The sequence below is a fragment of the Nostoc sp. 106C genome (genome assembly GCF_002154725.1).
GTDB lineage: Bacteria > Cyanobacteriota > Cyanobacteriia > Cyanobacteriales > Nostocaceae > Aulosira.
On sequence record NZ_MTAW01000045.1, the window covers coordinates 29,240 to 41,686 of the forward strand.

Here is a 12,447-nt window from a genome sequence, read left to right on the forward strand (position 1 = left end):
CGTTGGCACTGGCTGTAGTTGCTTTATTAAATTTTGGGTTAAATTTCAAAAGTACCCTAACAGATCTGCACAAATAAAGGTTAGTCAATAGTCGATAGACTTTTAGCTATAGACTCTTGACTAATGTTATGTTTGCACCAGGTTCCTTAATCAACTGATATTATTCCAGTTTAAATACTTGTAGCCTCAGCAACTATACGGTGATTACTCTGCTCTCAAATTATGCTTAAGTATTAACCGCTACTAACAATGGAATTAGCTAACCGTAAAAGGTATAGCTTGCTTCTTTCCAACGTACCAAGGCAAGCAGGATTCTTGTTATATTATTAGTTATTCAAAAAATTAGTTTTATCAACTTAATGGATGATTATTTCCAAAATTTAGCAACATGCACCGGATAAGGTGGCTCAACATGTTATGAATTTATGTTAAAGACTCTCCTATATCCGGTGCTTCATAGTGTCTCTCTGTAAGAGAGTAGAATTTAAACTTGTACTAGCGCCTTTTTTTTCAAGACTTTCAGTGCGCTCACTGCCAATAAACCAAGAGCAGCATTTGTAGCAGGTTCAGGCACTTGTTGAGGTGGAGGTGGTGGTGAAGTATAGTAAGTACCTTGGTTTTTTGTAATACTAGGCTCATTCAAAGCCGTACCGTACTGGAAACGAACGTTGTTAATGTTTTGGATGTTAAAGTTAGTAGACAGACCTGATAAAACAAATGTGGCAGAATCTTTGACGAACGTCCCCCCTGCTACGGCTGGATTTGGACTATCGTAACCACTGATAATACCGTAATTGAATTGCTGTCCCCCACCCCCTTGGAAAATACCCAAGCCAGCAGTACCTATACCGTAGTTTTGAGTTATCCCAGGGAGCGCTGCTGAGCCATTACCAGTATTTGGCAATTTCCATTCATCAAGACTCTTAAGATCCACATTAGTTGTAGTGCTAGCACCATTGTCGGCAACTACTTTTGGAGCTATTGCTGAAGACAAGGATAAACCTGTGGGATTCCCTGTAATATCCCAGAACAGGGCTGTCAGAATATCAGAAGGTACTGTAGCACCTGGACCTGTATTAGTTAAGGTGACTTGCAATTTACCTTGACTAATCAGTGAGTCATCAAAGACAACTTTTGCGCCCAGAGCGTTAGTAGTTCCACCTGAATTTGAGTTAGTTCCTGTTGCTGAAAAAGTCATAGTGGCAGCATTTGCTTTGGGTATTTGCCCAGCAGTAACCACAGCTAATGCTGATACGAAGTAGGTTAAATAACCTAATAATTGCTTGGAATATGGTTGAGACATTCGGATTTAACCTTTGTGTTGTAGCTTGAGGGTATTAAAATCTTTCAAAGTTGGTTTTGATGCACAACTAATTCTGAATATAAATTGGCACAAAAATTTGAGTCAGTCTACGGTTATTCTAGAACTTCATTTAAAATTTAATTGGGCAATAAATATTAGTTTTGTTATAGTGTATTGCTGAGATTTTGGTATTTTCACGGTGAGTATACAACTCTGAAACCTCAGTAAAATCTCGCTGTTGTTTTTGATGAATTTATTTTGAACTTAATTAATTTATCTTCAAAGATATGTCTTATAAAAAGATAGCTTAATCATTTCTAGTTAAATACTCAGAGACTCATTTAAGTAGGTAAGCTTTATTTAACCTAAGATTTATTGTGGAGTAAAATTTTTCTGTTTTCTGCTTTCAAAGAAAATATATTACTTTTTTAAAGTCAAACTACTTATAGTATTTACACTTAATTTGCTTTTCGATTAACCCAGCCGTTAATAGTAAAGCGGCTATCTGCAAAAACTTTAGAGGGGCAATTAACAGGAAGGACTTCGTGCATACAGCGGCTAAGGAAGAAGACAATGCTGTTATTACGAGGCTCAACTGTTTTGAAGGAATCTGAATTTATATAAAAGTTATGGGAAATTTGACTATCGTATATCAGCAATTCACCACCAGAGAAATGCTTAGGTTCTCGATAAAAGTAATAAACGTAAGTGATTTCTCTAAGAACAGTTTCTGGACTACCATTATCATTATGAATTTTATAATAGTTGCCATCATTATGTGCGGTTAGTTGGCTTTCAATATAACTTATAGGAAATGACAATAGCCCTAATTTAGTAATTACATCAGGTACAATCGCTTCTATTCGCTTTAAAATCGATTGGGAGAACTCAGGAAATGAGTAGAGTACCATTGATTGACGATAATTCATCGCGTTAGTGGAAGTACTGGTAGACACAAAATCTGCTTCTTTTCCAAGAACATAGTTGAGTAGCTGCTGATGTTCATCTGATGTTAAAAAGTTATCTATTTGTAGATACTCAGAAGATAAAACATCGATATTTGCAAGTTGAACTGCTTCTATTTGCTGTACTGAAATTTGAGGTTCTGTAGTCATCATTTTTAACTAGGATTGAGAACGGGATAGCTTGAGTTTATTGAACAGGACTTACGCAAGGACTACGATTTTACGTCATTACGAGCGAAGCGAAGTAATCGCAAAGGCTTAGTTTTTCGTCACGAGTGCGTAAGTCCTATTGAAGTAGAAATATTCTTTACCTTTAATAGCAAATGCCGTAGTGATATTTACTACGGCATTTTAACTAGAACACAAAACTTTATTTTTTAGTATTTACCGAGAGTCAACAGCGTATTGAATCAGTTGGGTTAAGCGATGGCGGAGGGTTTCTAATCCTAAGCGCTCGCTAGCAGAAATAAACACTGCTAGAGGAAATTCTTCCCGAGCTAGAGCTAGGGTTTCGCTATTGACTTGATCTATCTTGTTAAAAGCAACCAATGCTGGTCCTGGAGTTACTGGCATTTGGGCCAAGATTTCTCTAACTGCGCGAATATGGCTCAACCAAGCTGGATGAGACAAATCGACCAAATGTAGTAAAGCATCAGCTTCTGTGACTTCCTCCAAGGTAGCGCGGAAAGCGTCCATTAATGAAGCAGGCAATTCGTGTATAAATCCTACTGTATCTGTCAGTAGAATCTCTTGGGGTTCACCTGTCTCCGTATGGGGAATTACCAAGCGCCGTGTAGTGGGGTCAAGAGTGGCAAAGAGCTGGTCTGCTGTGTAAACTTCGGCATTAGTTAGGGCATTCAACAAGGTGGATTTGCCGGCGTTGGTATAACCAACCAAAGCCACTGAGGGAACTTCCCGATGCTGTCGGCGCTGGCGTAAGCGGGAACGATGTGCTTGCAACTGGTTAACTTCTTGTTGCAATCGAGAAATGCGCCGCTGAATGGCACGGCGTTCAGTTTCGAGTTTTGTTTCACCAGGACCACGAGTACCGATACCACCACCTAACCGGGACATTGCTTGACCTCTACCAGTCAACCGCGGCAACATATACTCTAGCTGTGCCAGTTCTACTTGTAACTTACCAGCGCGGGACTGAGCGCGTTGAGCAAATATATCCAAAATTACTTCGGTACGATCAACTACCCGTAAACCAATCTGCGCTTCTAGGTTGCGGACTTGGGCGGGTGAGAGGTCACGGTCAAATACGACAAGATTTGCCCCTAAGGTTTGGGCAGTTAGGGCAACTTCTTGCACTTTACCTTCACCGACTACTGTCTGGGGATGAATACGCGATCGCTTTTGTTGTACTGTCTGCAATACATCGCCCCCAGCTGTATCTACCAAGCGTGCTAATTCCGCCAAGGTATCGTGGAATGCTAGGGGAGTCATCTCATCTGTCATCACTCCCACAATGAGCACGCGATCGTGGTCAATATCTACTTGCTGGGCGACAAATTCTCGCTGAAATTCTGCTTCTAGATTTTCAACTAAATCTAAAAAATCTTGCTGTGTCAGTTCATCCAAACTGAGAGGTGACGATACACTCCAGCTTGGAGATTGGACAGCACTCGACCCGACTTGAGATAAAGCTGCACTGGCAAGCAAAGCGTGAGACTCTTGGGGTGTTAAGTGAGCTAAATACGTTTCTTTGACGTACCCAGCAGCGCCGCCTCCTCGGCGTGTAAATCCTGTTCCCGTAATATTGAGTACAACCAAAGCGTCTAACCGTTGCAGTGCCATAGCTGTTAGTGCCGCCTCATTAGGCGGTTCTGGCTTCAAATGAGTGGCTATACAACGAATGCCACTAAGTCTTTCTGCACCATAACGGGGCAATTCTAACGGTGGAATTTGCGTTTGACGCGGTGTGCCTACCCCTACACGAATCACTTGTCCGCGACGGTTGAGGTAGGCACACACAGGCTGATTGATTTCTGTACTAATTGCTGCCAGACGCTGCGAAAACTCGGTCGTACTGATGCGATCGCCCGGTATGCGCTGGTGATATAGCCGCTGTAGTTGCTTCAGCTGGCTGGACTTTAATCCTTGGAGATTTCCATAGATAGTCTCTATAGGCGTTTCTAACCAGTTAAATGGTCCCCCGAATCCTTCTATGTTTATTTTACAACATGCTTAGGGCTACAAGCTCTACCTGATGAGCATTACATTCTGATTTAGCGGGTTTAAGCTTGTAATTTAAAAACATTTTGTGGTATAATTATAAACTTTTTAATATACTGACCCACTTCTATAACTAGCTGAGAATAAAGTCTTTTGCGAAGAAATCTTACTTAGTAGATTATTGAAACTATAGTGGCTATATGGCAATACGGTTCGGTTAAGGGGAAAAGGGAAAAGCGGAAAGGTTTAAATTCACCCTTAACCCTTTTTCCCTTACCCTTTGCCCAAACTACAAGGGAAATGAAAAGTGCTTATCCGAACTGTATTGGGCTATATGGAAGATACTGACTTACAGTCGGTTGCTATGATTCATGTAAATTGTTGAATTTATTTTTAGTTCAATGACTGAGTCAAGAGAAATTTGGTATGTGGTCAAGCGTCCTGCTGGTTCTTGCGAGATAGTCGCTAATGTAGTTTCTGGGGAAGCTAATCCAGACATCATAGAACAGTGGGGACCTTTTACTTCTCAAGACGAGGCGATCGCCCGTCGTGTCGGATTGATTAGGGCTGGCAAATGCCAACCCCAATAAATTAGAAAATTTATAATTTTTAATTTTTACCTGTAGTTGTGGTGCCCCTAGCAGTAATTTGTTTGCCTAACACTTCTACTGCTTTAGCAAATTGAGGATCTTGTAGAGTAGCAAGTTTGTCACGCTCGTTTAGCCACAACTCTTGCCTTTGTGCATCGGTCAAATCCACCTTCACATCTGGATCAATCCCATGCTTATTAATATCTTTACCACTTGGGGTATGGTATTTAGCAATTGTCACGGCTAATCCTGAGCCATCTTCTAGGGGGCGCACTGACTGTACCAAGCCCTTACCAAATGTTTGAGTTCCCACTAAAGTAGCACGTTTGTTGTCCTGCAAAGCTCCAGAGAGGATCTCACTAGCACTGGCTGAGCCTTTATCTACCAACACCACTAATGGCTTATTTGTTAAAGCACGTCCATTTGCTATTTCTCGCTCTTGCTCACCTTGGCGGTCAATAGTGGAGACGATGGTACCTGTATTCAGCCACATCCGCGCAATTTCCACACTGGAGAATAGTAGACCACCAGGATTGCCACGCAAATCCAAAACATAACCAACAACTTGTTTGGTTTCTAAATTTTTGATGGCATTTTGCATTTCCTTGCCAGCATTAGCGCTGAACTGGTTCAGACGGATATAGCCCAGATTCCCAGATGGGGTTTGTTTTTGCGAGTACTTAACTGGGTGAATTTCAATGCGTGCCCGTTGAATTTCAAAATCTTTGGTTTGACCACTACGCCGAATAGTTAGTTTTACCTTCGTTCCGGCTGCACCACGAATTAGGGATACTGCCTTGTTAGTATCCATTCCCTCAGTACTGTTACCGTCGATTTTGAGAATTTCATCCTTGGCTAAAATCCCAGCCTTAAATGCAGGAGTATCCTCAATGGGGGCAATCACAACGAGCTGTTTCGTTTTTTCATCCTGACTGATTGTGATACCAATACCTGTTAGCTCGCCAGAGGTATCAACTTGCATATTTTTGAATTCCTCTGGGTTCATGAACCGGGTATAGGGATCATCTAGCTTTTTCAGCATTTCCCGGATGGACTTATAAGCTTCCTCTTTATTACTGTAAGACTTACTTAGATATTCCTTCCGTACAGCCTGCCAATCTACCTGATTAAAAGTACCGTCTACGTATTGACGCTGAACAACTTGCCAAACTTCGTCTATCAATTCCTTGGGACTGTTATTTAAAGCCTGACCTCGTGAGTGAATGCCAAGGCTTGTAATAGCAATAGTTGAGAGCGTCACTGCCGTAGCACCCAAAACCAGCTTACTTTTTGTAATCACCATAATGACAGCTGCGCCAGAGGAGAAATTTTGTATAGTCAGTATGCTCAATCTAACACAGGGTATCACTGTAACAGACGAGCATGTATTCTTATTACAACAAAATACTTGGCAATCCGGCGACCATAAGGGTCGCCGTTACTAAAACTTTAAGGTTCTACCCAGCGTCCATCTGCCTTGATGAGGTTAATTAATTCCTCTACACCTTTATCTTCTGGGACTTTTTTAATTTCTTCTCTGCCACGATATAAAGAAATATAACCAGGAGTCTTGCCTACGTAACCATAGTCAGCATCTGCCATTTCTCCGGGTCCATTTACAATACAACCCATAACTGCTATGTCTAGCCCTGTTAAATGTTTGGTTGCTTGCCGGACTTTGTGCAGTACTTCCTCTAGGTTAAATAAAGTACGTCCACAGGAAGGACAAGCGACATATTCTACCATAGTTTTCCGCAAACCCAAAGCTTGCAGAATGCTATAACAAACGGGAATTTCTTTTTCTGGTGCTTCTGTAAGCGAGACTCGAATTGTATCGCCAATGCCATCAGCCAGCAGTGTAGCAATGCCAGCTGTAGATTTTATTCGCCCGTATTCCCCATCACCAGCTTCTGTGACACCCAAATGCAAGGGATAATTCATTCCCAACTCATCCATGCGCTTGGCGATCAGACGATAAGCAGCTACCATGACTGGTACTCGCGAGGCCTTCATCGAAATTACCAAATTGTGAAAGTTTAGAGATTCACAAATGCGAATGAACTCTAAAGCAGATTCCACCATTCCTTCTGGGGTATCACCATAGGTAAATAGCATTCTCTCAGCCAGAGAACCATGATTTACTCCAATGCGCATGGCTTTACCTTGATCTCGTAAAGATACAACCAATGGTTCTAGGGTTTCGCGGATTTTTTCGCCAATTTCATCAAATTCAGCTTTGGTATATTCATTTCTATTAGTATTTGGCTTTTCAAACACATACAAACCAGGATTAATCCGTACTTTCTCGATATGCTTGGCAACTTCCAAAGCGATTTTCATGCCGTTGTGATGCACATCAGCAACGATGGGCACGTCTCGGTAGGTTTTAATGAGTTTTTGTTTAATTTCCGCTAAAGCTTTGGCATGAGCCATACTTGGCACAGTGACGCGGACAATTTCGCAGCCAACCTCGTGCAGACGACGAATAGCTGCCACAGATCCATCGATATTTAGCGTGTCTTCATTAATCATTGACTGCACCACCACAGGGTAGCCACCGCCAATGGTGACATCTCCTACTTTTACCGGACGGGTTTTACGCCGCTTAATTGTTGTATCAAAGGTAGGTTCGCTAGATGTGGTGTTTACAGTTGTAACTGTGGGCAGAGTTTGCATAACCTCATTAGGTAAATTTGCTGTAGCGAAAATATCAAATTTCAAAATCTCTGTTTCTCAGATTGCCACAGCTGGGGCGATTTTAGTCAATGAGGGAGTAAAAAAAACATAAAGTGAGAAAAAAGCAGAAATAAAGGAGATTTATCGATTTTTCTCTTGACCGAAAATAGACGATTTACTAGCTTTTGCTACCAAGTAGCGATCGCGCTGTTACTGAGTGACAAATGCTATCATTATCGCCAATTATTTTATGAAATCAGCTTTCATACTTTTTCTCGATTAGATGCATCAAGGAGCGGCTTTGATTACTACGGTATTTCAGGAGTATATAATTAACCAACTCCATCGGTAAGGCTGAAATAAAGGAATAAATTATTCTTTATCATCATTAATAATTAAAATATCAATATCTATGTCATCTAATATAGAGTAATTATATTCTTTCATAAAATTAACTATCTCTTCTTTATCTTTGTCCAAATGCTGAAAAATTTCTTCAACTTATTAACTCAATACTATCTAGTTTGAAATCGCTGAGGTCAACACTAGAAAAATCTCTTTCGCTTGCTGTGTAAAGTTTGAGTAATTCATCCCGGTTCATCAGGGCGATCGCTAAATCTGGATTTTATTAATACAAATATACTATTGAGAATATGTACGGGTAACAGGAATGAGAGGCGATCGCCCTCACAATCAAGCTATTATATCTGTTACTAAATTGTCTGATGCCTATGCTAGAACAAACATTAATATTCCAAAAAGCTTTAGAAGCGGTAGAAGCACTAGATCCTGAAGCTCAAGCTATGCTTGTAGATATCATTCAAAAGCGTCTTAAAAAGCAAAGACGAGATAATTTATTAAAACAAATTGCCCAAGCAGAGAATGATTACGCTCAAGGTAATGTTCGGCGTGGTTCAATTGCAGATTTAATTGCGGAGTTGGATGAGTGAAAAATTTAGTTTGGAGTAAAACATTTGTTCGTACTTTTAAATATGTTGTTAATAAAAATCCTGAATTTCGATTTCAACTTGAGGAAATCTTGGAGCAAATAGTTGAAGATCCATTTCAACAAAGTTTAGGTAGTCATAAACTAAAAGATGATTTATTAGGGAGATGGTCATGCTCGATTAATTATAATACTAGGATTTTATTTAAGTTTGTTGTTAATCCAGAGTTAGGAGAGGAAGAAATATTATTATTGACTCTAGATTATCGTGAAATTTAAATAAATCAAAATTGAATTTGAAGAACTAATTTAAAAAATAAAGGACTGACTTTATATGAATAATCAAACTACAACTCAACTCCCAATTCCCCCACACTTCAACTTGGAAAAAGTGGGCGAAGTCTGGCGCGTCCCCTATCAAGAACATGCATTGGCAGCTGAAGCATGGGCACAAAAACTCAATATTCAACCAGCAGCTTTTGATAAACGCCGTATTTGTTTACTTTTAATTGATGTCCAAAATACTTTCTGTATTCCTGGATTTGAATTATTTGTAGGTGGAAAATCTGGCACGGGTGCAGTAGAAGATAATCAGCGTTTGTGTGAATTTATTTATCGTAATTTAGGAGTAATTACAACAATTGCGCCAACGATGGATACTCACACAGCAATGCAAATTTTTCATCCTATTTTTTGGATAAATGCCGCTGGAGAGCACCCGACACCAGCAGCTACAAGCATTACCCCAACAGATCTAGAACAAGGAATCTGGAAAGTTAACCCAGCAGTTGCTAATAGTATTACTAAGGGCGATTATGAATTATTGGAAAAACATGCTTATCATTACGTTAAGCAACTAAGTCAAGACGGGAAATACCCTCTCACTGTTTGGCCTTACCATTCAATGTTAGGCGGGATTGGTCATGCTTTAGTTTCATCAGTAGAAGAAGCAATATTTTTCCACTGCATTGCGCGCCAGAGTTTAACACAATTTGAAATTAAAGGTGATAATCCCTTAACCGAGAATTATTCTGTATTACGCCCAGAGGTATTAATAGGTTTTGATCAAAATCCACTTGCTCAAAAAAACACGCGTTTAATTCAGCAACTTTTAGAGTTTGATGCTGTAATTATTGGCGGTCAAGCTAAAAGTCATTGTGTAGCTTGGACAATTGACGATTTATTAACAGAAATTAAACAGATAGATGCCAACTTGGCTAAAAAAGTTTATCTGTTAGAAGATTGTACCTCTGCTGTTGTTGTTCCTGGCGTTGTTGACTACACAGAACAGGCAGATGCAGCCTTTGCCAGATTCGCAGCAGCAGGAATGCATATTATAAAATCTACCGATTTTATCTAATCATTTTTTTAACGCAGAGGAACGCAAAGTTTTCGCAGAGGAACACAGAGATTGTTCTGCGAAACTCTGCGTTTTAAAATAAGTCTTATTTGGTGAGATAACTCTTTGGATCTTGGGCAGCCCAACCCAGAGATGAGGTAGAACGGACTTCAAAATGAAGATGTGATTGTTTGGCAGCAGGTTGTCCAGTAGTGCCGACTGTTCCCAGCAAATCTCCTTTTTTCACTTGCTGACCAACACTCACCTTGATACTGTCAAGATGGGCGTAGCGGGTTTGGAGCCCACCACCGTGATTGATGATGACTAACTTGCCATAAGTACCTTGTTCGCTGGCAAAGGCTACAGTTCCAGGTGCGATCGCTTGCACAGGTGTGCCTACAGCTGCTAGCAAATCTACCCCACTATGAAAGAAGACTTCACCTGTGGTGGGATGAATTTGCCAGCCATAAGGTAAGCCTACAGTTGTAACTGCTGGCAAAGGATAGCCACTGATTTGAGTAGTCGATGGAGTTGGGGTGCGAGACGCAGCTAAAGGACGATTTGGTAAGCCATTTACCCCAGGAACAAACACAACTCTGGGGTTTTGCTGACAGCCATTCACTTCAAACATTGCATCAGCACGAACTTTATACTTGGCTGCTACTTGTCGCCACGTTTGACCCTGGGGCACTTCTACAACAATTCCATTGTAGGGAGGAATCTGAAGTTCGCTGCCAACAGTCACTGTGCCGTTTTTCACAGCAGGATTCATGCTAATAATAGTTGCAGGATTGAGATTATAGAGTTGCGCTATACTCTCTAGCGTTTCGCCACGAGCAACTATATGGCGCTGGAAACGAGATAGGGCAGGAGGAGTCGGGCAACTCTCTACAGCAGCATTGGCACTTTGTAAGTCTGGGAGTATGAATCCTAGCCCCAAAGCGCTGACTAAACCACAGATAAACACTAGACGGTAGGGACGAGTCATGTGTACCAGTAAAGAGAGCGTTAATTCTAGATTTTAAATTGGGTATTGGAGAGTAGAAGCGGACTGGGGGCTAGTAGTTCCCTCTAAGTATGCTTAAGCGCTATGAAGAGAAAGAAGAATTACTTAATCTTTTTCAGTTTTTCTTGACTGTTCTGTCAAATTGATCTGTCCACTTGCTGTTTGCTTGACTAAACTTAGAAATTAGCAACTGCATTGCTGTCATTAAAGCGGAATTATTATGAAGTTATCTTTAAAGCAACTGGCCGTCTATATATCTTTACTGATAATTGGTGGCGGTGCAGGTTGGTTAGGTAGTCGCTATCTCCTGCCAAAACGTTATTCATTTCAGGAACTAAAAAATGTTACAGCTGCTTTGCCTCCAGAATCCGTAGCTTCCAATCCGGTGAGTGGCCCTGTTGGCGCGACTGGGGGCGATAATGTGAATTTTATTGCTACTGCTGTGCAAAAAGTCGGCCCGGCTGTAGTGCGAATTAATGCCACCCGCAAAGTAGCAAATCCAATCTCTGACGCGTTAAAAAACCCTCTACTGCGTCGGTTCTTCGGTGAAGATGAGCAACCAATTCCAGAAGAGCGAATTGAACGCGGTACAGGGTCAGGATTCATATTAAGCGCTAATGGAGAATTACTAACTAATGCTCATGTGGTCGCAGATACAGACACAGTACAAGTAACCCTTAAGGATGGTCGGACTTTTGAGGGAAAGGTTTTAGGAGTGGATGCTATCACAGATGTGGCAGTAGTTAAAATTCCAGCGAACAAATTGCCTACGGTAAAGCTGGGCAATTCGCAAAACTTAATTCCCGGTCAGTGGGCGATCGCTATTGGTAATCCTTTGGGTTTAGATAATACTGTCACTATTGGCATTATCAGCGCTACCGATCGCACTAGCGCTCAAGTTGGCGTTCCAGAAAAGCGAGTTAGCTTTATCCAAACTGATGCTGCAATTAACCCCGGTAACTCTGGCGGACCTTTGTTAAACGCCCAAGGCGAAGTTATTGGTGTAAATACTGCTATTCGTGCTGATGCTCAAGGTCTTGGGTTTGCGATCCCCATTGAAACTGCTGCTCGAATTGCAAATGAACTATTTACCAAAGGGCGTGTAGAACATCCTTTTCTGGGCGTGGAAATGACAGATCTTTCTCCAGCTAAAAAACAGCAGATTAATCAAGAAAATCAGCTCAATATCCAGCAGGATGCTGGTGTTGTGATTAAGGGTATCCTGGACAATTCGCCAGCAAAACGGGCAGGACTGCTTCCCGGAGACGTGATTCAAAAAATTAACCGCAAGCCAGTCAAAACCTCAGCCCAAGTACAGAGGCTAGTAGAGTCTAGTTCAGTTGGAGACATATTAGAAATCGAAGTCAGCCGCAACAGCAAAACCCAAATATTCAAAGTGCAATCAGGGGCTTATCCTCCGAAGAAGTAGTTCATCGTTGTAAGT

12 protein-coding genes are annotated in these 12,447 nt (G+C 41.1%); 6 read left to right on the forward strand and 6 right to left on the reverse strand.

From position 1 onward, the window contains the following. Positions 1-484: 484 nt before the first annotated feature. From BV375_RS02950 to hflX, 3 genes are all read right to left on the reverse strand, one after another. Positions 485-1,303, reverse strand: a complete 819-nt coding sequence (locus tag BV375_RS02950) for an XDD4 family exosortase-dependent surface protein (RefSeq protein WP_086757096.1) — start codon at positions 1,301-1,303, stop codon at positions 485-487. 458 nt (positions 1,304-1,761) lie between these two features. Next, positions 1,762-2,421, reverse strand: coding sequence for a 2OG-Fe(II) oxygenase (locus BV375_RS02955; protein ID WP_086757098.1), 660 nt, complete (start codon positions 2,419-2,421; stop codon positions 1,762-1,764). 231 nt (positions 2,422-2,652) lie between these two features. Beyond that, positions 2,653-4,398, reverse strand: coding sequence for a GTPase HflX (gene hflX, locus BV375_RS02960; RefSeq protein WP_208099039.1), 1,746 nt, complete (start codon positions 4,396-4,398; stop codon positions 2,653-2,655). 449 nt (positions 4,399-4,847) lie between these two features. On the opposite strand from hflX, the gene BV375_RS02965 reads away from it, so the two are divergent. After that, complete coding sequence (locus tag BV375_RS02965) at positions 4,848-5,036, forward strand: DDE transposase family protein (protein WP_086757104.1); 189 nt, start codon at positions 4,848-4,850, stop codon at positions 5,034-5,036. A gap of 19 nt (positions 5,037-5,055) precedes the next feature. Here the strand turns inward: BV375_RS02965 and ctpC are convergent, their stop codons facing one another. Beyond that, a complete protein-coding gene (ctpC, locus tag BV375_RS02970; protein WP_086757107.1) occupies positions 5,056-6,339 on the reverse strand; it encodes a carboxyl-terminal processing protease CtpC in 1,284 nt (427 codons plus the stop codon). A gap of 1 nt (position 6,340) precedes the next feature. Between ctpC and BV375_RS36485 the strand changes: the two genes are divergently transcribed. After that, positions 6,341-6,481 carry a hypothetical protein gene (locus tag BV375_RS36485; RefSeq protein WP_166507356.1) on the forward strand — a complete coding sequence of 47 codons (141 nt, stop codon included), beginning with the start codon at positions 6,341-6,343 and terminating at the stop codon, positions 6,479-6,481. A 4-nt stretch (positions 6,482-6,485) separates the two neighbouring features. On the opposite strand, the gene ispG is transcribed toward BV375_RS36485, so the two are convergent. Then, the gene (gene ispG, locus BV375_RS02975) at positions 6,486-7,712 is read right to left on the reverse strand and encodes a (E)-4-hydroxy-3-methylbut-2-enyl-diphosphate synthase (protein ID WP_086757205.1); all 1,227 of its coding nucleotides are present in this window, start codon (positions 7,710-7,712) and stop codon (positions 6,486-6,488) included. A gap of 725 nt (positions 7,713-8,437) precedes the next feature. Here ispG and BV375_RS02980 point away from each other — a divergent pair. Genes BV375_RS02980 through BV375_RS02990 form a run of 3 tightly spaced genes read left to right on the forward strand, consistent with a single transcriptional unit; the run spans position 8,438 to position 10,018 of the window. Then, positions 8,438-8,662, forward strand: a complete 225-nt coding sequence (locus tag BV375_RS02980) for a hypothetical protein (RefSeq protein ID WP_243713829.1) — start codon at positions 8,438-8,440, stop codon at positions 8,660-8,662. Next, entirely contained in the window at positions 8,659-8,937 is a 279-nt protein-coding gene (locus tag BV375_RS02985) for a type II toxin-antitoxin system YoeB family toxin (RefSeq protein WP_086757112.1), read from the forward strand. Before BV375_RS02980 ends, BV375_RS02985 begins: the two co-directional genes overlap by 4 nt. 55 nt (positions 8,938-8,992) lie before the next feature. Further along, positions 8,993-10,018, forward strand: a complete 1,026-nt coding sequence (locus BV375_RS02990; RefSeq protein WP_086757115.1) for a cysteine hydrolase family protein — start codon at positions 8,993-8,995, stop codon at positions 10,016-10,018. An 85-nt stretch (positions 10,019-10,103) separates the two neighbouring features. On the opposite strand, the gene BV375_RS02995 is transcribed toward BV375_RS02990, so the two are convergent. Continuing rightward, complete coding sequence (locus BV375_RS02995) at positions 10,104-10,985, reverse strand: M23 family metallopeptidase (RefSeq protein WP_086757118.1); 882 nt, start codon at positions 10,983-10,985, stop codon at positions 10,104-10,106. A 238-nt stretch (positions 10,986-11,223) separates the two neighbouring features. Here BV375_RS02995 and BV375_RS03000 point away from each other — a divergent pair, with 238 nt between their 5' ends. Continuing rightward, positions 11,224-12,432: an HhoA/HhoB/HtrA family serine endopeptidase gene (locus BV375_RS03000; RefSeq protein ID WP_086757121.1), complete on the forward strand. Its 1,209-nt coding sequence runs from the start codon at positions 11,224-11,226 to the stop codon at positions 12,430-12,432. Positions 12,433-12,447: the final 15 nt, after the last annotated feature.

Coding starts and splice junctions, on each gene's coding strand:
- BV375_RS02980 (WP_243713829.1), top strand. CDS start 8,438: ATGCCTATGCTAGAACAAACATTAATATTCCAAAAAGCTTTAGAAGCG.
- BV375_RS03000 (WP_086757121.1), top strand. CDS start 11,224: ATGAAGTTATCTTTAAAGCAACTGGCCGTCTATATATCTTTACTGATA.
- BV375_RS02965 (WP_086757104.1), top strand. CDS start 4,848: ATGACTGAGTCAAGAGAAATTTGGTATGTGGTCAAGCGTCCTGCTGGT.
- BV375_RS02950 (WP_086757096.1), bottom strand. CDS start 1,303: ATGTCTCAACCATATTCCAAGCAATTATTAGGTTATTTAACCTACTTC.
- ctpC (WP_086757107.1), bottom strand. CDS start 6,339: ATGGTGATTACAAAAAGTAAGCTGGTTTTGGGTGCTACGGCAGTGACG.
- BV375_RS02955 (WP_086757098.1), bottom strand. CDS start 2,421: ATGATGACTACAGAACCTCAAATTTCAGTACAGCAAATAGAAGCAGTT.
- BV375_RS02995 (WP_086757118.1), bottom strand. CDS start 10,985: ATGACTCGTCCCTACCGTCTAGTGTTTATCTGTGGTTTAGTCAGCGCT.
- BV375_RS36485 (WP_166507356.1), top strand. CDS start 6,341: ATGACAGCTGCGCCAGAGGAGAAATTTTGTATAGTCAGTATGCTCAAT.
- ispG (WP_086757205.1), bottom strand. CDS start 7,712: ATGCAAACTCTGCCCACAGTTACAACTGTAAACACCACATCTAGCGAA.
- BV375_RS02990 (WP_086757115.1), top strand. CDS start 8,993: ATGAATAATCAAACTACAACTCAACTCCCAATTCCCCCACACTTCAAC.